Origin of the sequence: Wolbachia endosymbiont of Armadillidium arcangelii, assembly GCF_040207875.1 — a bacterium.
Taxonomy (GTDB): Bacteria; Pseudomonadota; Alphaproteobacteria; order Rickettsiales; family Anaplasmataceae; genus Wolbachia.
In genome coordinates, this window is the sequence record NZ_CP157942.1 from 907,024 (window position 1) to 928,196 (window position 21,173).

Genomic DNA, 21,173 nt, shown 5'->3' on the forward strand with positions numbered 1-21,173 from the left:
TAATTTTAGGTTAAATATCGCATCCACCGTTCGCTTTGATAACTTACTTAATTTTTCTAGTAACTTTTCCATTTCTCTTGTTTTGTTCTCCAGCACTTCCGTTATTTCTTTACTATTTTTTGCATAATCTATTGCTGTCATCCCATATTTATCCTCTTGTTCTATTTCTCCTCCTGCTTCCACTAACTCTTTTACTATTTCCACTTTCCCCATCATACATGCAAGGTGCAGTGGTGTGCATTTACTGTCATATTCTTCCACATTCACATCTGCTCCTGACTTTATCAGTTCTCTCACGATTTCTAGACGTTTTTCCGTTACCGCTAGGTGCAGTGCTGTATACCCTCCTACATCTGCTGCATTCACATCTACTCCTTTTTCAACCAATAACCTCACTGTTTTTGCTTCTACTGCATAATGTAGAACTGTTCTTCCTTTCTCGTCTCTTTCATAAACACTTTTAAATGAGTTCTCTAATAATTCTTTTACTGACTTCTCTTTTTCTTTTTTACTCATAATCTACCTCACCTTTTCTTTGAATTTAAATCCTTAAGCCTTCCTTTTTACCACCTCATCTATCATTTCGTTCACTTGGCTCATTATTTTGCTTGCTAAATTTTTACATTCTTCCTTTATTAGCGATTTGTCTCTCTTCCTTATTTCTCCTATCTCTATTATTTTTAGCTCCGGCAAATAACTCCCATTCAACATGTCTGCTATTTCTCCCACTAGCCTCTCTATTCCATAGCAGGTCAGTTCTCTACTTTTTGTTATTCCTCCTTGTTCTCTCAGAAATTTACTCGCCTCTTCACTCTCTTTGCTATCACATAGACGATACTTTTCACTTTCCCAAATGTAATACATTGGTGTTGCACCGTACTTATTCAGTTGATTAACTGTAGCTCCGGCCTTTACTAGCTCTTTTATTATTTCAACTTTTGCTCCTCCTATTTTGCACGCAGAGTGGAGTGGCGTACATCCACTGACATATTGAGTGGCATTTACTTCCGCTCCAGACCTTAGCAGCACTTTCACATTTTCTAAACTTTTTGCGAATACTGCACAGTGTAGTGGTGTATAACCATTTTTATCTCTTGCATCAACCTCTGCCCCTTTTTTTATTAATAATCTCACTGTTTTGTAATCAGAGATTTCTACTGCTTGATGCAAGATCGTCTCTCCTTCTTCATTTCTTTTATTAATGTTTTTAAACCCGTTACTTGATACTTCTTTAAAAAACTTACTCTTGCTAAAACTCATTTCATACCTCACAAAATTAGCTTTTCTAGCGCCAGACAAATTTCTTATATTTACCTGCTGCTATTCAAGTCATGTCCTTTTTAGCATGAGAAAGCAAGTCCTTTTCTTTTTATTTCATACACTTTTACCTATTATTAATATAATATATGAGGATCTAAATATAAGTGCTTAACTTATTAGAGATATTATTCGACTATCTTTCCAACTTCTGTGCAAATGTCGATGTTCGTGCCACTTCAGTACTCCCGGGTAAAATACTAAAATGTGCTTTTCTAATTCGTGTATTGAGTCTTTTTGCTCTGAATCTAAATCGTTTTTATAGTAAACGTTGTGTTCTGCTAAAACATATTTTCTGACCTTCTGATCTGTATAATTTTCTACTTTATAGTTGTGAGTAACGCTAAATCTTTCTAAAATTGGCTTGTGTTTTAAATTCCAATATTGCCCTGAAAGTTTATCGCTTCCCAATACAAATTTATTTCCTCTTTCTTCTACGCTACTAACTGGAAAGCACGTATTTATGTCTCCTAAATCCCAACTGTCTGATAATACTATCTGCGCTTTTGCAAATTTAATCGATGGTAATAAACTCTGTGGTAATGGATATAGTGCTTTTAAGTTGTACCACAAATGATTTCTTTCATAAATACCGTTATAATTCTTTGCGTGAGACTCTGTTTCTCCAAGGATTGCTACATCTAGGCGATATATATCATTGCTTAAAGCTCGTTCATAATGATCGCGTAGATAGTTTTCTATAATCCTAATAACTGGACCACTAGACCTGAAAAAATTTACTCTTCCAAATGATAACACTGGTCCATCTTTTTCTATTTTTACCCCTGAATAATCAGAAAGAAGATCTCCAAATAAACTCTCATCCAATATAAATCTCTGCACATTATAATAATCGTTAAAAATCCTCATCAACCTCGATCTTACAGGCAGTGATAGTTTTGCCAGCTCTACTACTGCATCTACGAAGAAGTCATTTGGTACCTCTTTTATCCCTACTTGCAACTCAAAAAAGTGTTTACCGGGTGGTTCTTCGATGATTGTAATGTCTTCTATATTTGCCCACTTGAGTGCTATTTTAAGTGATTTAGGTGTTCCTCGCAGTCTTTGAAATTTTACTCCTTCTACTACTGCTTTTCTTCTATCTTTTACCCAGCGTAGTATTTCTTCTAAACCATATTCTTCTATTATCCACGGCAATGTTTCTTCTTCCAATCTAAATTTAAATCCTCTAATACAGCTTGGATCAACCTTATAATCTATCGCATCTACTAGCGCTTTTTCCTGTTTTGTTGCATTTGGTGGCAATAACATTAATTCAACTCAATCTTTAAATTTTTCAAATTTGCAGATTCATTTCCCAGAACCACAACATCCTCTCTTGGCTCGATCAATTCCACATTTTCTACACCATCTACAAATAGATTCGCTATTATCCATGATCTTGTTACACTCCACCCTAATCTTTTTGCTAATTCAAACTTCTTAATAAACTGCTTCTTGATTTCTTCCTCTGATATTACAGGACTCATGCTCATTCTGCTGTGAATATCTATTTCCGTAATATTGCAACCAATTACTGTTATCGTATCTGTTAAAACCCTTATATCATCTCTAGTAACCTGCTTTTTTACAATTTCTAGTAGTTCTTCTGACACTATGCCAGTTGTGGATAATTGTGTTGATAAGATTGAAATTTGTACTTTCCCTGGTATAGGTGATTCTACTAATGCATCTTTTACTCTACTATCTGCTGACAGTGCCTGATAACGATAATACTCTTTACTTCCTCCTGTACTCCAGCCTTTTATTTTTGCTTTTATTCTTTTTCTAAATCGTTCGTCCTCTTCTTCTTTTTCTCTCTCTACTCCATAAAATTCAGCTAAATTACCAAGATCTTCTCCCGTTGCAAATTTTAGTAAATTACTTTTTACAGCTTCATTTATTCTTTCTCTGAGTAACAACTCTCTCCATGCTGCTACTTCTAATACCTTCATTGCTGGATCCGATTCTACTAATCCTGAAAAGGTTTCATCTCTACAGACTAACTCTTCTTTCATTCTCGAAAATATTTCCTCATAGCTTAGTTTTTCAATAATATTAGATGTTTGCATTTCTAAACAACTACTCCACTAATATTTATGAACTTGCCTTCTGAAAGATACATACCTTCAAGTACAAGAGTCATTTTTCCTTCTTTAGCTTCAGCAATCTTTACTTTTTCTAACTTAAATCTCTTCTCAAATTTCCCCAGTGCTTCTGCTGTTGCTGCATAGATCTTCAAAGTAAAATCTCTACTGATTGGTTTATCCACTAATTCAAATAATCTTGAGCCATAATCTCTCCTCATTATTCTACTGTTAATAGGAGTGGTCAGTATATCAATTATCGACTGCTTTAAGTGCTCTATTCCTTCTAACGTTTTTCCTGTTTTAGCATCCATACCCTTCATTTCTATTTTGCAAAGACGCTTTCACTGCCTTTTATTACTTTAAACCCACATGAAACTATATCTCCTACTCTTCCTACACTAAGACCATTTGCAAACACTGTTTTTGATCCTTCAGTTAATGCTCTTCCTTCACTAAAACTGTCTCCTTGTCTACATATTGACTTACCGTTTACAAAAACATTATTACTTCCGCTAATGCAGAAATGTGGTATAGCTTCTCCACAGTAGTCTCCTAACCTTACTATTCCTTTGTTCAATTTAAGTCGATCCTTTCTGCTTTCAGTTTTATTCCACTTTTTGTCATTTCTATGCTCGATTCCCCAGCTTTCAGTGTTATTTTATCTACTACTTCAATCTCTAAATGATGTTTTTCCTTATCATATAACAATATTGTTCCATCTTGAAACTTCACACTATTTATTTCTTTTTTATTCTCTGGTGCAGGGTATTTTTCCTGATATATTCCTCCTAATACCACTCCTAATGATAGTTCACCAAGAGGAGAAAATATCATAACCTGTTCATCAATATCTGGCGGAGACCAATCTCTATCTTTTCCTGCTTTACTTGTTATCCACGGTAAATAATCTGTTAAAAATTCTCCTATTTTCACTCTTACTTTTGCTTTTTCATAATCTATTTCTTTTACAATTCCTATACGAATAACGTTTGCTAGCTTCCTATTCAGCTCTGAAATCGCAAAACTATGATCCAACATTTATATTTCCTACGTTTATTGTATGTGGTTTAATTTTCCCCTCTTCCCATACTGATTTACCTAAATGAAGCTGATGACTCCAATCAACCATCCACACTAAATATGCATCGAGCTCTGGCCTAAATCCGTCAATTTCCGCAGAGATAAATTCTCCTGGTGAAACATTTTCCACATTCCAAGTATTTTTATTTACTACTCTCGCAACCTCAGCAGCTAATGTTCTAACAACTACCGAGGAATCCTCTACTGTTCCATCAACTACAATCCTCGCCTCAAACCTGGCTTTCAATGCTAATTCATCAGTACCTGCATCTTTACCTGGTTCTAAACTTGTTAGTTCTACAAACACCGCTGGCGCTACTAATTCTTTCCTTATTGCTGGATAAATTTCACATGTCTGTATAGCCAGTATTTCTTCCTTCAGTGTGCTGCAAATTGCTTTATGTAAATCTTTCCAGAACTTTGTCATGCATATAATTTAACTCATGTAATGTATAAAATATTTTTCAAATACCTTTTCAACTTCATAATTAACAAGATTACCTATTATCCTTGAAGCCTCAGGTTCGAGTGGCAACTTAACTTCCTTTATTGGCAATGCTGCCCTTCCTTCACGTTTAAACATACCGCTATTTCCTTTTGGCATAACTGCTGCAAATCCTCCTATAAACTCATGCTTTCCTACTTTCGATCCTCTTCTTGTTTTTTGTATTTTGCCAATTGTCGATGCTCTAATGTCGTAGAGATTTGCTCTAATTAACACTTCTAATCTGCTTGTTTTTGCTTTAAAAATTCTTAATCTCTTTCTTATCAAACTTAATTTTATTCTCTTTTCCTCACTAATTTCCTTAGCTGCTTTTGATTTTAGCCATATTGCTGTTTTGTTTAATGCACTCACCGTCACTTTTTCCACTTTTTTCCTTTCAGCATCTATACTTTGTATAATACTACCGGTGTTAATACGCATTTATACTCCTGACGCTCGAATTTTCCATACCATTCCTGAATTATCTTGCAGCGGTGGAGAATATACTTTATATTTACGGTCACCTATAACAAAAATATCTCCTACAATTGGCTGCAGTACATCAAACGCACTTATTTCCAACACTAAAGTTTCTCCTACAAATTGCCCTTCACCAATCTCGTATAATTTATCTGGCTCTTGCTTTAACACCTGTACCATATATGACTTATCCTTTGATTTATATAAAGCCACTTCTCCTAAATGGGCAAAACAATCTTCTAATAATCGCTTAATATTCTCTCCTAAGAAACTCACTCAACTAACTCTTCTTGTTGAACTAATATGTAGCCAAATTCGCTCGCTTTTTTGATCAAATTTTTTACAATTCTATCTTTATAGCGTGTTTCATAGTATTCCATTCCTTTTTCTACATATTCCTGTCCGTATTTGAGCATACTATAAAATATGCATGCCATTTTTCTTGCAGTAGCTGTTATTGCTTTTGGTGCTCCTAGTCGTTTTTTCAATCTTCTGTAGTATGCACCCAACGCACTTTTACTCTTTCCTACAGAATGAGCAGCTATTCGCAAAGCATTTGCAGCACGGTTAATGACTTTACGTGTTCTTGTATTAAACACTTTTTCCCCTGTAACTTTATTAGCAGGACTGAGTCCCAACCACGACGAAAAGTGCTTTTCTGTTGGCCATTTACTGTGGTTTATACCAACTTCTGAAATTATGGTTTGTATACTTAATACATCAAATCCAGGAATTTTAGTGAAATCCATACCAGTGATTCGTTGCAGTTCCTCATACAAAGCAAAGCTTGGCTTACTTTTGCTATTTTTATTCTTTTGCTTACTTAGCTGTTTGCTTTCACAAGACTTTGTTTCAAACGTTTTATAATAGGCTTCAATATTTCTATCACATTCTGCTATTTTTTCTTGATAAATATTATATAGTTCAAATTCTTGCTTTAGCGTGAATAAGTGTTCTTCTCTATAGTCACCAGCTAACGCTTTTGCAATAGTAGACTGATCATTTTTCATTCGCACGTCCCTGAATTCTGCTAATTTTTCAGAATCTCTTTCGCCTTCAATTATAGCTTCAATGATTTTCATACCAGTTATCCCAGTAATATGACTAATAACCTTGTGTAATTGTATATTCATTTGAATTAATGCCTTCTGCATACGTAGAATATGTGTAGATGCACTTTCAGTGAGATTTCTGCGCTGCCGCACGTAACTGCGCAATACACACATCTGATTATCTGGCCTAAACGATCCATGAAGCAGTCCGTAGCTATGCAGTTGTTGGAGCCATTGGCAATCTTAAACGTCAGACTTCCTACCAGTTTACATGCCGTGCATTTTACCTCGAATTTATATGACTCAAGTATTTGAAATAAAGGAATCCACTGTTGATTCCATAGCTACTGTTGTAACTTTACACTTTTTCAACCACTGTGCTAAGTTATGAAGGTCTTCAGTAAAGCAGCCAAATTTCTGAACGCGTTGTTCATCTCCTCCTTCAGGTACACACACATAGTGTACAGCTGAACCAATCTGCTGCATTAGGATTCACTATTTCTAATTTACTTTTTGCTTTTTTCATGGTAACTCCTACATATAATTTGTTACAGGGAAACGCTTCAGCTTGGAACGGTTGATAGTACAATCTCCTAACCGAGGTAGTCTAAATGGACTCCATCAATGATTTGACCGTTCCTTCCAAGACCATGCTTGCATACGGGCACTTAGGCACCATTGAAAATGTCGATCATAACTGCAGAGGCGCTCCCTCTACAACTATACTTGAAAATTACTAAAAACTTAAATTTGTGTGTTTCTTTCTGATTCGACAGATTTTGTCTGTTCGATGCTTGCATATTTCTTTTTGATATACTAACCTTTACATGCTAAGAAAGCGCATACCGGTAGAGTCGTTCTGTGCCTCACCACCTTGTAGTTACTCTACCAGTATTGTTATGCTGCAACGATCTTGACCAAAACGGCCGGGCGGTGGCACATTGGTAGAGGATTTGACTGCGTATGTAAATCGGTCCCTCTATCAAATCTTCTTGGCTCTTGTTTTGCATAGAGTGGCTGTCCGAGAGTATTCACCGTCTCATTAAAGTCTGCTGGTGCAAAATATGTTGTAAACGTGCTTGCTGTTCCTAGTGGAAAACAGTGCCCTGTATCTTTCTCAATAAATCTTCTAACCGTTCCTTCAGGGTCAGTTGCTTGCCCTCTATATTCCTCAAACGTTATGCCACAAAATGTAAACCCTGACCTCATATCATTTCGAAGTGCTGCTCCTTCTTGCCATCTTTCATATGCTTCTTTTACTTTTGCATGAGAAGTTAGTGCATCAAAAAACTCAGGGCTTACCAAGGCATGAATTCCAGTCATATATTCACCACTTAGGTTATCTTCTATATGCCGCAATACTTCCAGACACTTACGTTTTACATCAGTTGTTGCTGTTCCAAGGGCAAAATTTACTACTTTTGGTGTTATTTCAAATTCGTTGTACAGATTTAATAATTCTGACCCATCAGCATCTAAAATTATTCCCTTCAGCGCTCCCATTCGCAAATGCTCTAATGTTATTGCATGTTTGTTTCTCATTAGCTGTAAATGGTCAGTTATTACGTCTGCTAGCGCTTTAAGTTCACTTTCTGATCCAAATGCCCTTATTCCCTGTACTTCCTCTGGTAACACTACATCATCATGCGGAATATGTGGAATCGTAAATGTTCTTACCTTTCTTTTTCCTCTTTTTCCTACTGTTGCTGGCGCCCCTGGTACTTGCGTTGGTAATAAACTTAATACTCCGTTGTGTTCTTCTATGGTAATATGTCTAAATCTTACTGACCTACTTGGAAACAAATTTAGATTTTCAACTCGTCCATAATTTATCGGCAATATATTTATCGCATTTGTTAGTGCCGTCATGCTAAATGCTGTATTTGTAAATGGATTTTGCATTTTTTCTCTCCTTTTTTTCCTATTAATTTTAGTTAAATTCCCTTGCGGACAATGATCCCTCGTGCTTCAAGTTGCTTTATTGCTGCAGCTTTCTGCTCTTCAGTGATATTTGCTGGCCACACAACCGCATGATCTGCTAGTATTGCACAACGAGTAATAATTACTGCTTTAGCATTTTCTGTCGCATTTACATCACTTACTACTGCACCTATCGCTGTTTGTGTACCATCTGTGGCAGTTGGATTTATTATCTTAACCATGCTATCTTTATCGAGAGCCACTACTGTACCAAGCTTTAGGTTCTGCCCTTTTGCTACTGTTATCTGATCTCTTGAATATAGACTTGATGCCTCATACTTTAATAAGTCACCCAGATTATTTTGTTCACTTATACAACTCATAAATTTCTCTCCTTAACTGCTTACCGCCGCTTTTATCAATGCTATATACGGCGGTTATAAAAATACTTTAACTCCTACGACTTTTCGCTACCTGCATCATCAATTCTTCTCCTGAATTCTGTGGTATTGCACTCAGTATCTCTGTCTTTTTTGTTCTCTCTGCAAGTAATTCCATTAAAACTTCCCTAGCTTGCTCAACACTTACACTTTGCTCAATAAATTCTCCTATCTTTTCTGGCATCTTCGATAAATTACATAAACGTATTAATTCAAGAACTTCAGTACGATACTTGGTTAAATTATCAGTTTCTAGGTCATTTGTAGTTTGTTCATTCATAGTAATACTCCTGTTTTTATTAATAGATGAAAGAATTGTCATTCCGTCTGCAAGGCCTATTTCTACTGCTTTCTCCCCAAAATATAGCCCTGCCTCTGTTGATCGAATCTTTTCAATTGAAAGACCTCTGTTCCTTGCTATTAGCTGCAAAAACATTTCATATAGTCGGTCTACTTCTTTTTGTAAGCTTCCCAGACTTTCAGACGTCATTGGCTCATGTGGGTTTAAATCATTCTTTCGACTACCAGCAAAGATTGTGGTGTACTTAATACCTTGCTTTTCATCAAATCTACTTTGATCTATATGACTTGCTATTACTCCAATACTGCCAACACCAGAAGTTCTGCTCACAAATACCTTCTCAGCGCTTGAAGCTATAGCATATGCAGCAGAGTATGCATCATCATTTGCTATCGCTATTATCCTCTTTTTTGCTCTTGATTCATAAATAAAGTCAGCTAGGTCAAATATACCGTTTACCTCTCCTCCGGGGCTATCTATTTCCAGCATAATTGTCTCTATGCTACTATCTGCTAATGCTTGTTTGATTTGTTCTTCTATTTGCTCATATGATGTCATCCCGAGCATTTCATCAAACGCACCTGGTTTTTTAGTCAAGATTCCATGTATTGCTATAATTGCAGTTCTTTCTACGTTACTTTTGATGGAGTACTTTATGTTTTTAAACGTGGGATGTTTTTGATTGTTTAGTGACAATAGCTCAAAACTCCTTGGTTCAAGCATTAATGGTTTTCCTAAGAGCATCATAATCCTTTACAATCAGAGTCAAACATTAAGTTGAGACTATTTGCACGTTTTTGATCTTCTGCTATTTCTTGATCTATTTCTTCAACATCGTAACCCATTTCTGATACTACTTCCGATCGACTCTTAAATCCATTCCTTACTGCCATTTGCTGCGATTGCTGGTCTTTCAGTGGATCCACCCAATCAAATCCCTGTGGTATCCATTTTACTTCTTCTTTCGCTGCTTTTACTACTTTTTCATCTATACAGAGTTCTCCAGAAAGTACTGCTAACTCTAGCCATCTATTCCAAATAGGTCTACAAAACTGGAACACTATCACGTTATGCTGTAACATTGCACACCTTCTGCGAAACTCTATCAGCCCTGCTCGAATGGATGAATAATTAACGCCGGTTAAATCTCCTGTTAGTTGCTCATATGTTATTCCTTTACCTATTGCTATTGCCCTCAGTTGCTGTCTCATATAACTTCCTCCAACATCTGATGGCTCTGAAAATTTTATGTCCTCTCCTGGGTCTAAAAGCTGCATTGTTCCAGGTTCCAGGCCAGATAGTGCTACTCCTTGCTCACTTGCTTCACCTTCTCCCATGATATTTGCTTCTGGATCAAGTCTCGTAATAAATCCCGCAAACATTGCTGCAGTCTTTTTTCGTACTAATTCTGCATCATCATATTGATCAAGTTCATAGAGCTTTAGCAGTATACTCGAAAGCCATGGCTCTCCTCTAATTTGCCCAGGTCTTAGTGGTCTATAAATATGTAAAACATCATTTGCTGGTACTCTTACTGATTCTCCAAATGAGCCTTCGCCTGGATGTTCTCTAAATAAGTAATATGCTTCTCTTTGCCCAAGCTTGTTAAACTCAATCCCGTTTCTTATTACATTACCATTTGCTAAAGTTTGATTTGTTTTATTGTCTAAATGTTCAGACTCAAGTACTTGCAGTTGTAGTGGTACAGAAAATCTATCTTCCAGCTTTCTCGTTCTTAAACGTACAAAACATTCTCCTCCCTCTATCATACTTCTGCATACTAGAGCTTGTAATCCATAAAAATCACTTACTCCACTACTGTCTGCTTCATCTGTCCATCTTAGCCATAATTCTTGCACCTTCTTTCGAAATTCTCCATCTCTTGCTTTTGATTGTGGTTTTATTCCTGTTCCAATAGAGTTACTTACTATCGTATCAATTATATTTGCAGCGTAAGGATTTTTTCTCACCATATCACGTGATCTACTACGTAAAGTTTCAAGGCTTTGAGACAGCAAATTGTTTATACTTCCTAACTCTGGTTGAAAGTGAAAAAATCTTCTTCCTGAGCCTGCTGCATCCCAGGCTGAACTTTTGATTTTTGGCTTGTTGAATAATTGTTTGAAGGTTTTTAGTAGCATTTATAAAATTCCTTTACTCGTTAAAAAAATAATTTTCCTCTTTGGCTCCACTCCAGCAATCTTTAGCTCAGCTTTAATTCGTTGTCTTAAGTTTAGTAAATCATTTATATCTACTTCTGCATATCTTACCACATGATCACCATATGCAATTGATACTACTCGCTCTCCGTTTTGCAGCTTCTTTATCGCTTCTTCGACTTGAATTAAATAATCTTCGTTATACATTTATTACTTGCTGATCCATTTGCTTTTGACTATTTTCTTTGATTTTTTACTTTCCGGTTTTTCACTTAAACTATTCCATTTACTCTCTGGCCATCTGTCTATTCCCAGTGCTATCGATGCTGCTCTTGCATAAATTCGGCAATCTAGTACTTCATTTCTTTCTCTTACCTTTTGCCACTCTTGTTTAGTGTATCCTTTTACTACCTTGCTGACTAATTGCTCTGCTGTTAGCTGTTTAAAATATTCAGGTGCATACTCCGGAAAGTGACAATATCCTGCTGGAGCTTCTTCACCTTCTTTTAAAACATTAAGTAATTGAAAAAGCTCTGACTTTAATATCGATACTCCTACTGGCCAGAGCTTTATTCCTCTTTTCAGCTTTTGCCCTCCAACTTACTCTACTTGGGCTGCTAAGTGGCACTAGGGCTTTATTTACACCTTTCACTGCCATTACTCTTCCAGAGCCTTGATGACCTCTTACCCAATTGTAAACTTCCTGTGTTGCATACCCTGCATCTACTGCCATCATGCTTATCATGTATTCAAGCCCATTTTTACCGATAAAATGATGATTTAAGAGCTCAGAGAGTTTTCCCCATACTTCTCCACCTCCTGTATCTCCTTCAAATACTCGGTAGTCTATTGACCAACTTTCACGACTTTTTCCCCATGCTACAACTTCCACCTCTAGACGATCTTTTTGGACACCTACTCCTGCTGTGAGGATTACTTCGCCTTTTGGTACTGTGCCAATCTGAAAAAATTCTCTCCTGTTAAATAATTGCTTCCAGTCTGGTACTTCTCCTTTATCTACCCAGGTTTCTCCAAGTGTGGTATTTATCCAAACTTTTAGTAATTGTTCACTTTCTTTTGCATGCATTCTACTGCTTGAGTCCAACTATACCAGCCAACTGGACTTGAAAGATGAAATCCTTTTTTCTCACCTTTTACTCTATTAGTAGGCCTCCATTCTCCACGCTCAAGCATCTCTGTTTTTTGATGATTTTCTATCTTTTTACCACATTCTATACATATATAGTGTGCTGTATTTGGATTTTTATCTTCCCATTTTATTTGTGACCACTTTAGAACTTGATAGTAATTACAATGCGGACATGGTACAAAAAAATATCTCTTATCTGTTGCTTCAAATTCTTTCTCAATTCTGCTTATTCCATGAATCGTTGGTGTTGATACTAAAAAAATCTTTCGCCGTGCAAATGTATTAGTTCGTGCAATACTGAGTAGTACTGGATCTCCTTCTCCTCCTGAATCTCCTGGATATGCATCTATCTCATCAAGAAAGAGATACTTTACTGGCATAGAGCGAAGTCCCACACTGCTATTTGCTCCAGTTATTACTACTATTCCACCTGGAAATTCCTTACTTTGTACAGTATTGCCTGAGTCTCTTGACCTTGGGTCTTTTACTTTACTTTTTAAACATGGTGTACTTTCAATCAGTGGTGCAAATCTTCCCTTTGACCAACGTTTTCCCATTTCAACTGTTGGCTGCACAACTAACATTGGACCTGGTGTTTGATCTATGATATAGCCTATCCAATTATTTCCTGCTTCTGTTCCTCCAATCTGCGCTCCTTTCATGAATACTACTTTTTCTGCTGGCGAGGATGGAGATCATGATTTCTTTAAGATATGGCGTTCTCTCTGTTCTCCATTTACCTGGCTCTGATGCTGCAGTTGGCGCTAAAACTCGATATTCATTTGCCCACTCTGATACTTTAAGTTGCGGATCTGGTCTTAAACCTTCAGAAAAAGATGTTGCGTATATCATTGTCTGCATCTACTCATAATTGGTTCTATCTCAAAATCATTAACAGTAGAACTACACTCCTCCAGTTCCATAAACATCTTTTTCTGAAATTCGTTTTCTATATATCTTTTGCTCATCTCACTTATGATTATTGCTATAACAAGCGCAAATACCCCTGTTATTGTTGCAAAAATGATCGCATTGCTTATTGTTGTTGTTATTAACCCTATATATACTGCTACTGCTATTGCGCTGACTGTAATATAGATGCAGATAATATTATTATGCTTTTTCATCCTTTTATCTGCTATTTCTCTCTGTGCTATATATTTATTATGAATGGTTGGAAAATTAACAACGGTATCTCTGCAGAGCAATGACCCATTTTTTTTCAGTAAATAAAACTTTAAGTAACTCCAAATTATTTGATTTGATTGCTAAGTGCAAAACAGGTGTATAATTTGCTCCTTTTTTCAGTAGTAATTTTACTGCATGTAAATGTCCTTTTTCTGCAGCAAGGTAAATCGGTGATAGACCTTTATTATTTACAATATCAATATCGATTTCTTCTTTTAAAATTGTATCTACAACTCCTTTTTGTGCAGCTAAATGGAGTAGACTATTCTTTTTAGAACCGTATTTATTACTCATTAAAGCCTTCTTTATCTCAGGTTTAGCGTAATCAAATGGTGTCTTGCCGCTATCGTCTTTTACCAGAGGATCTATATCTTCTCGCGTTAGTAAGACCTCTATTGTTTTAAGTCTTTCAGCGTAATGTAGTGGTGTTCTATTTTCATAGTCTTGCAAATTGACTTGAGCATTAGGCTCCTTTATTAAGCATTTGAGGATATCAAGACATAAGTCTCTTTCATCGTAATTAGTATTACTTACAGCTATATGAACAGGTATTGAGTTTTGTCCCATGCGTGCACTATTCACATCTGCTCCAAGCTTCAGCAGTAACTTTACTATCTCCAACTTTTTATTATTAACTGCATAGTGCATTGGTTCGTGCATCAAAGACATCAATTTCAGCGTTTCCTTCTTTTACTAAAATTTTGACAACATTTCCATGTCCTATGCCTGCTGCTAGATGTAATGGCGTATGATGCAAAGCATTTCGTACATTAACGTCAATACCTTTTCTGATCAAATATCTCACTGCATTAATTTCACCTATCATTGCAGCTAAATGAAGTAAGCTATCTTGTTCTGACCCGTACTTGTTATTAATTAGTGCTTGTAATATTTCTGCTTTTTTCCCTTCTTTGGCGTAATCAAGAACCTTCATTATCTTCCACAAAAGGATTAATGTTCTTCTTCGTGAGTAACAAATTTACCATGCTTAAACTCTATAGCGCAATGCAGTGGAGTTTTTCCGTTTAACCCTCTGACATTAACATCTAATCCAGGTTGATTGATTAAACACTTTATTAACTCTAAACTTAAGTTATCAGCCATTTTGTATTCAAAATCTTTTTTATATTTGAAATTTAGTATTAGATAATTCTTGTAATGAGTTTGTAATCTCTTCAGTTAGCGTCTCGTGAATTTTTTCAGTGTCACTCAGTGATGCAAGCAGTGCTGAAACTCTATTTGGAACATTAAGCAAATTATTACGTACAACTCTTGCTACGTTAAATGCCTCACTTTTTACTTCCTCTACTGCTACAAGTTCTCCTATTTCAGCTTTTGCCTTTGCTTCTAGCAACCTTCCTCGCTCCATTTCATTTTTTATTCTAGTTTTTAGCAACATTGTAGAAAGGTTATTTGTATTTTCGTTTTCTGGATTTTTCCTCCTAAGTGGCTGACTTGGATCTCTTATTGCTGCCACCGCTTCATTTGCTTGTTCTCTATTGATCAAACCATCCTCCAACTCAACTATTCCTTTTTTTACTAAATAACAGACATATTGCTTTGATACTCCTATCTCTCTTGCCCATTCTGTTTGTGTGATTTTCACTTTTTTTTCTCCTCTCTCTTGTTTCTACGAATTTTCTTGAATCTCTGAAAAGGTTTTGCCAGTATCAGCAATTTCCTACCTGTTTATACTTGCCGGCGTCTTAGAGATATTTTACTAATATAGAGCGAAGTACTCCGGTTTATAGCTGCTTTCTTTTTACATAGTGAAATTTGGCCATTTTCAACTAATACTATAAATTGCATCTTTGTAGTTATGAGATTCAACCACTACTTGCTCTAGCGTTAAACTGCTGCATTTGGCATCTTTACTATGGTTTTCTTCAAGCACTTTTGTCCTTGCTTCCTTTATTTCCTCAATGAACTTTCCATTAACTTTTTCTGGTTCAATTCTTTCCTCACAATATACAAGATTTGTGCAATTTGTTTTTCTGTAGTAATGTACTCCAAGGAATATCACTGATAGTGCAAGTATACTCGAGCCTATAAGTAGTGATAACCCTACGTTATTAATCAAAGCGTTCTGGTAAAACTTCTGTACACTATTAATACCACCTTCTACATACAGTAATAAAGGCAATACTATATTTGCAGCAACCAAACTGCTTAATAATGCTGTAAATAATGGCCTATCTTTGATTACTGATTCTACTTTATTTCTTCTACTAATGACTTTGTCGTCAATATTAATGAAGTTGTTCTTACCCTCCCAAGCGTTAAGTGTAAAATGCGAATGAGTACCATTGCCGTATTCCAGTTTGACTGATTTTATTACTTTATCTTTTGATTGATACTCTCGCACCTGATTCAAAGTTTCATTCGCATTCTTTCTCCCTATTTGACACTCTTCAGTATCTCTAAATTGCTTTATTCCACAAAATATCGGACTAATTGCAACCAATAATGCAACAGCTAGAATTGGTATAGTTACATAGATGACACTGTTTGCAAAAAATGCAATAAATTGTGCTTTATCCTGTAAATATACCAAAGCTGCAGAAACGCTAAGTGCAACAGCAGCTATACCGAAAATTATAAATTCCTTCTGCTGCACTGCATATTTTACTCTTGGCAAAATTCTATTTGTTTTCTTTTCTTTTTTAATTAACGGGGTTTCTTCATTATCACTTTTTTCTGATGAGCTAGTTGAAAGTGTAACTGGACTATCATGATTTAATGACATATTCTCCCATCCTTGATTGCCACAAGACTCACTCATTTCTGTTACTTGAGAATTTGATCTTGTCATCTCTGCACTTCTATTGTCTATTCCACTATCACTTCCTTCCAAACTCTTTTTTAAAAATTTTGTATTCAGATCTACAGGTTCACCAATTATATCTTCTGATCCTTTCTTAATTGATGTTTCTTCAGAATTTGACTTTTCCATCTCCGGACTTTGATCGTTTATTTCACCATCTAAACCTCTTTTCGAGAATTTTTTATTTTTGTCTATAGTTGCATACATAGGTTCTCCTATAGCTTCTTGCTCATCACATTTTTCTCCATTTAATTGGAAAGAAGAATGTGGTAGCTTTGGTGGTGCAATATTCTGAATAATACTCAACCGATGATTTTCTGCTGTTCTAGGTGAAGGTGGAGCTACATTTCTAATATTGTCCTTCTCTAACATTCCATTCCTAGGTAACGGCTTTGGTTTATCTCCTAATTCTTTATCCTCTTCCTCTTTTTGCATTTCTTTTGTATTGTCTATTTTGGGGTTGGAAGATGTGTTGGATGCTGCCTCAAACTGATCAAGAGAATACGGACGGTTATATTCTATTCCATTTGCCTCACAAACTGCATTAAATTCATCCTCTGTATCTTCACTCTTATCCAACACTGAAAGTGCATCAAATTGATCAGCACCTGCCTCGTCCATTCCTAGTGTAATACTGCCATCACTACCATTACTAATCACATTTGAAAAAGCTGCTTTGTATTCAGTGTTGCACTGCTTCAGATCGTGACTACCGCAAGTTTGCTTCATATGTTTCTCCTTAATAATAGGTGTTTGCTTCGTACCTTTTTCAAACAATTCAATTCTCTCCTTAACAGATAGTGTAGAATTTGAAACATTATTTTCTACTTCTTCAGAAAACGATGCTTCATTATTTGTTTGCGACGTTACTACTCCAGCTAACGTCTTTTCTTGATTCATTGAGTACACCACATTTAATCCAAAGTTATTTGTTACGCTAAACTCATTAAAATACGGTATATACCAGTAAATTAATATTACAACTACCAAGGCTTACTAAATTTCTGTTTGCGTTATCTTTTCCACTTTTTTCTTACTGTTTTTCTTCTTGAATCTCTGAAAAAGTTTTACCAGCACCAGAAAGAATTGCTTCCCTACCTGTGTACACTTGCCAACGTTTTATGGTTACATCTACAAATTTAGCTCTATTGTTCTGCAAATTCTTCCTGTTCTCTCACATGCAATCAGTGTACTTCCAGAGCCGCTAATTAGCTCTATTGTTCTGCAAATTCTTTCTGTTCTCTCACATGCAATCAGTGTACTTCCAGAACCGCTAAATGGATCAAGTACTATGTCTCCTGGTCTGCTGCTGTTTACTATTGCTCTCTCCATTAGCTCTACTGGCTTCATCATTGGATGTAGTGTATTGTGTGTTGGCTTATCATAAAACCACAGATCGCTTTGATTTCTACCGCCATGCCACTCACGTTTATTACCGCTTTTCCAACCGTAGAGCATTGCTTCGTATTGTCTTTGATAATCTGATCTGCCTAGCGTAAAGTGATTCTTTGCCCAAATGATAAATGTTGACCATTTTCCTCCTGCCTCCTCAAATGCTTTTTGCAACGTTGAAAACTCTGATGATGATATGCAGATGTAAATTGCTCCCTTCGTATATGCTAAAATATTGGAACAGATGTCGTAGAGAAAAAGTTCGTACTTTTCACCTTGATTATCATTTAATATTTTTTTATCTTCTCTCTCCTGACTGCTACCATAATCAACATTATATGGAGGATCACACACAGTAATATCTGCCATTTTATCATCTAACAGCGCTTTATATGATTCAACTACAGAGCTATCACCACAATAGATTCGATGATCACCTAAAATCCAAAGATCACCTGGTTTTGTTACTTTTTTGTCATCAATAGCTAAGTCAGAAAGATCTTCTTTTTCACTATCTAAATCATCAAGGAAATGTTGAACTTTTTCTAATTCAAATCCTGTCATTTTAAGATCAAACTGTAAATCTTCTAACTCTTGAATTTCTACTTTCAAAAGCTCATCATCCCACTTTGCCCAATTAGCTGATTGATTTGCCAGTAATCGAAAAGCTTTAGTTTGTGGTTCGTTTAAATTATCACTTAAAACCACTGGAATACTCTCCATACCAAGTTTTCTTGCTGCTTTAAGTCTTAAATGACCATCAACCACAGTGCCATCGCTTTTTGCAACTATTGGAATACGAAAGCCAAATTCTCGAATAGAAGCACACATTCTGTTGACCACATCGTCATTTTTACGTGGGTTACGCTCATATTCAACTAGGTTTCGAGTAGGATAGTAGTGGATTGCTAAATTCATATCTTAATAATTAAAAAGTTAATATTCAAAATATATCTGACGCTAGAGAAGGCCTGGGGTCGAACCCACCAAACCCGCCAGCCTGGCCGAAAGGACCCACTTCCTATGTGCTATCTAGCATATTAAAATCTTTACTAAAATTATTAACGTAGAACATTAATGCCAAAGCATCTGCTTCGTTATCATCTCGAGGTGAAAAACCTTTTTCACGTATCGCTTCAATAACTTCATTTTTGCTTGCATTACCATTACCAGCTATAAAGCGTTTGATAGTTTTAACATTAACACCTTGGTAGGGAATATTGTTCTCCTCACACCAAGCAGAGAGAACGGCAAGGAAACCACCGTAGCAATGCGCTGCATCAGTTCCAAGATGTCTTCTTACTTCTTCAAAATAAACCGCAGTGAACTTATGCTCCAAGGAATTAAGCCAATTGCGAAAACTCAAAAAATGCATGCCACCTCCACTGAAACGGCTACCATGAAAGTTTTCACTGCCACTTTGAATTACTCCGTCTTTGAGAATAGCCCAGCCTGTTTGTTTGCCGAGGTCTAGTGTTAGCATTTGCTATTATTTAAAACTATAAGTAGCACTAAATATCGTTTGGTTCTGTCAAAATGTACTATCAAAAAGCGGTTTATAGTTTTTTTATTGGCCAACAACGGAAATCCAAGAATCATGTGCTACCCCTAAGAAGTATGTGGGTCGAGGTTGTCTACGTTATAGTAGCTCTTTCAACCACCTCTTAACAGATATATACTAGAAATGAGGTCAGAAATTTGATTTGCACTAAAATTTTTTGTTTTAGTTAAGTTATTTCTTCCAAAAAGTTGATATGAGCTAGATTTGAAAAAACAATAAGTCGTTTGAAAGAATTGAAAATTTCTCAATTCACCAAAAGCTCACCTCAGATTACACTTCTTTTTTTTGCTATCAGATACCAAGAGGCTATTGAGTATTCCACGGAGACCTGACCAAACTCAGTGTTTATTTGAGTTTTATCAGCATAAAAAAAAGATGAGAGTAAGAGCCTTCTGAAGCCTGTTAAACTTATGGTAGAAGTAAAGCTATTGCAAAGTGAGTTTTCTAAATAAGACCTTCATACAAATTTTTTCTTTACAATGAATAAAAATGACGTTAAACTTACGCGTAAGTTTGTTTTACAACAATAGAATTGTTTGGAGTGCCTTTTATTCGAGTTTTAAAGGGTGTTACAAGCGTTAGTTAGGTCAGGGTGGTATCTCAGATCATAGAATCGTCTTAAAACGCAATTACAGGCCATTTGTCTTTCATTTCTTTTATCAGATAACTTTGAAAGAGAGCTTTCCATAGCTTATTATTGTAAGTAAAAGAGAAACGAACAGAGTAGTATGTTTTAAAGTCATACTACTATATTATTATATAATAATAGGAGTTATTCTGAAAACTGAAAGTCGAACAAAACCCTCTATAATCCTGGCTTTTTCCCCTATTATTCAGTCTGCGGCTGTAAAATTCGACAATCCCTCTAAGTTATTGAAAATCTCGCATTTCTTTTGCCTTCACTAAATTCAGTCTGCATAGACTAAGCAAATTCTGAAGACAAACTGAGCAAATCCGAAGACTGAAGTAACTCATAGTTTCTATGAAAACTTTATTAATTGCAGATGCTATGATGAACCCAAGTATTCGGATTTTCAACTGGTAAGATGCTACCATTCTCCAGTGATTTATAGTCGGTCGGTAAAATCCTTTCATAAATTGTCACTTCTTTATTCAGTTGATGATCAAATACCGTACTTTTCTTTTCCATGCCTGCAACACAAAGCACACCATATCTAGTTCTTGCTCCATTTTTACCTTCTCTATTAAATTTTACATAGCCTTTTGTAGCTAAAGTATCAATACGTTCACGGATCGAATGTTGACTACCAAGACCTGCTTTATTCTCAAATGCCTGACAGAACGAATTTATTGTATATAGACGTCCCTTCCGTATAAATTAATTGTAGAATACCTACGCGAACGTTCTGCATCTAACTTTTGGCCATAATCTTTATTTATAAGCCTCTGATATGCCAGCAGTTATTGATTTATATTTTGATGGAATAGCATACGTAATTCAAACATCAGTTGACAACTACTTTGCAGTTCATCTAGCTTATTATTTTGAAAAAATATTTTACAACGAATAAAAAACATGATAAAATGAAAGAGGGTTTTTTGTAGTAAGTAAAAATTTAAGGTAAAAGATAATTTAGAAATGCCTCATAATCGAGTTTTAAGCTACCTTACATAAGTAACTTAGGTCTTAGTAGTAAATTGTACCCTGGAGTCGTGTAATCACTTTAAATCCGCACTAAATGCAATTGTCTCAAAGTTGTATTTTTTTCATTAA

General features: G+C 35.8%; 19 protein-coding genes and 5 pseudogenes. All 24 read right to left on the bottom strand.

The features are described 5' to 3' along the window. Nucleotides 1-51: 51 nt before the first annotated feature. Nucleotides 52-516, bottom strand: a pseudogene (locus ABLO99_RS04515) (ankyrin repeat domain-containing protein); the annotation flags it as partial. 33 nt (nt 517-549) lie between these two features. After that, nucleotides 550-1,260: an ankyrin repeat domain-containing protein gene (locus ABLO99_RS04520; protein WP_349966903.1), complete on the bottom strand. Its 711-nt coding sequence runs from the start codon at nt 1,258-1,260 to the stop codon at nt 550-552. Nucleotides 1,261-1,428: 168 nt separating this feature from the next. Then, entirely contained in the window at nt 1,429-2,589 is a 1,161-nt protein-coding gene (locus ABLO99_RS04525) for a phage tail protein (protein WP_349966905.1), read from the bottom strand. Beyond that, a complete protein-coding gene (locus ABLO99_RS04530) occupies nt 2,589-3,389 on the bottom strand; it encodes a baseplate J/gp47 family protein (RefSeq protein ID WP_047759654.1) in 801 nt (266 codons plus the stop codon). The genes ABLO99_RS04525 and ABLO99_RS04530 overlap by 1 nt, the downstream gene beginning before the upstream one ends. 2 nt (nt 3,390-3,391) lie before the next feature. Further along, nucleotides 3,392-3,727, bottom strand: a complete 336-nt coding sequence (locus ABLO99_RS04535; protein ID WP_015588269.1) for a GPW/gp25 family protein — start codon at nt 3,725-3,727, stop codon at nt 3,392-3,394. Nucleotides 3,728-3,729: 2 nt separating this feature from the next. Further along, a complete protein-coding gene (locus tag ABLO99_RS04540) occupies nt 3,730-3,984 on the bottom strand; it encodes a PAAR domain-containing protein (RefSeq protein WP_047759655.1) in 255 nt (84 codons plus the stop codon). Then, nucleotides 3,981-4,445: a phage baseplate assembly protein V gene (locus ABLO99_RS04545; protein ID WP_047759656.1), complete on the bottom strand. Its 465-nt coding sequence runs from the start codon at nt 4,443-4,445 to the stop codon at nt 3,981-3,983. The genes ABLO99_RS04540 and ABLO99_RS04545 overlap by 4 nt, the downstream gene beginning before the upstream one ends. After that, complete coding sequence (locus ABLO99_RS04550) at nt 4,432-4,914, bottom strand: hypothetical protein (protein ID WP_015588266.1); 483 nt, start codon at nt 4,912-4,914, stop codon at nt 4,432-4,434. Before ABLO99_RS04550 ends, ABLO99_RS04545 begins: the two co-directional genes overlap by 14 nt. Nucleotides 4,915-4,923: 9 nt before the next feature. Beyond that, complete coding sequence (locus tag ABLO99_RS04555) at nt 4,924-5,412, bottom strand: phage tail protein (protein ID WP_019236396.1); 489 nt, start codon at nt 5,410-5,412, stop codon at nt 4,924-4,926. After that, nucleotides 5,413-5,727 (bottom strand): hypothetical protein, encoded by a 315-nt coding sequence (locus tag ABLO99_RS04560; protein WP_047759657.1) that lies wholly within the window; start codon nt 5,725-5,727, stop codon nt 5,413-5,415. Beyond that, a pseudogene (locus tag ABLO99_RS04565) lies at nt 5,724-7,029 on the bottom strand (IS110 family transposase). Before ABLO99_RS04565 ends, ABLO99_RS04560 begins: the two are co-directional and overlap by 4 nt. Nucleotides 7,030-7,400: 371 nt before the next feature. Beyond that, nucleotides 7,401-8,405, bottom strand: a complete 1,005-nt coding sequence (locus tag ABLO99_RS04570; RefSeq protein WP_019236398.1) for a major capsid protein — start codon at nt 8,403-8,405, stop codon at nt 7,401-7,403. 32 nt (nt 8,406-8,437) lie between these two features. After that, a complete protein-coding gene (locus ABLO99_RS04575) occupies nt 8,438-8,806 on the bottom strand; it encodes a head decoration protein (protein WP_047759659.1) in 369 nt (122 codons plus the stop codon). A 67-nt stretch (nt 8,807-8,873) separates the two neighbouring features. Then, complete coding sequence (locus tag ABLO99_RS04580) at nt 8,874-9,908, bottom strand: S49 family peptidase (RefSeq protein WP_047759660.1); 1,035 nt, start codon at nt 9,906-9,908, stop codon at nt 8,874-8,876. Further along, nucleotides 9,908-11,305, bottom strand: coding sequence for a phage portal protein (locus ABLO99_RS04585; RefSeq protein ID WP_349966911.1), 1,398 nt, complete (start codon nt 11,303-11,305; stop codon nt 9,908-9,910). Before ABLO99_RS04585 ends, ABLO99_RS04580 begins: the two co-directional genes overlap by 1 nt. Further along, nucleotides 11,306-11,530 carry a gpW family head-tail joining protein gene (locus ABLO99_RS04590; protein ID WP_047759662.1) on the bottom strand — a complete coding sequence of 75 codons (225 nt, stop codon included), beginning with the start codon at nt 11,528-11,530 and terminating at the stop codon, nt 11,306-11,308. A gap of 3 nt (nt 11,531-11,533) precedes the next feature. Then, nucleotides 11,534-12,410: pseudogene (locus tag ABLO99_RS04595) on the bottom strand (terminase gpA endonuclease subunit). Then, complete coding sequence (locus ABLO99_RS04600) at nt 12,380-13,135, bottom strand: phage terminase large subunit family protein (RefSeq protein ID WP_349966913.1); 756 nt, start codon at nt 13,133-13,135, stop codon at nt 12,380-12,382. The pseudogene ABLO99_RS04595 and the gene ABLO99_RS04600 overlap by 31 nt, the downstream one beginning before the upstream one ends. Next, nucleotides 13,095-13,325 (bottom strand): hypothetical protein, encoded by a 231-nt coding sequence (locus ABLO99_RS04605; RefSeq protein WP_349966915.1) that lies wholly within the window; start codon nt 13,323-13,325, stop codon nt 13,095-13,097. Before ABLO99_RS04605 ends, ABLO99_RS04600 begins: the two co-directional genes overlap by 41 nt. Next, nucleotides 13,322-14,765: pseudogene (locus ABLO99_RS04610) on the bottom strand (ankyrin repeat domain-containing protein). Before ABLO99_RS04610 ends, ABLO99_RS04605 begins: the two are co-directional and overlap by 4 nt. Before the next feature lie 19 nt (nt 14,766-14,784). Next, on the bottom strand, nt 14,785-15,267 hold the full coding sequence (locus ABLO99_RS04615; protein WP_349966917.1) for a hypothetical protein: 483 nt from the start codon (nt 15,265-15,267) through the stop codon (nt 14,785-14,787). Nucleotides 15,268-15,447: 180 nt separating this feature from the next. Beyond that, nucleotides 15,448-17,385, bottom strand: a complete 1,938-nt coding sequence (locus tag ABLO99_RS04620; RefSeq protein ID WP_349966919.1) for a hypothetical protein — start codon at nt 17,383-17,385, stop codon at nt 15,448-15,450. A 133-nt stretch (nt 17,386-17,518) separates the two neighbouring features. Next, nucleotides 17,519-18,795: pseudogene (locus ABLO99_RS04625) on the bottom strand (DNA modification methylase). Nucleotides 18,796-18,898: 103 nt separating this feature from the next. Continuing rightward, a complete protein-coding gene (locus ABLO99_RS04630) occupies nt 18,899-19,360 on the bottom strand; it encodes a crossover junction endodeoxyribonuclease RuvC (RefSeq protein WP_047759131.1) in 462 nt (153 codons plus the stop codon). Between the last annotated feature and the right edge of the window lie 1,813 nt (nt 19,361-21,173).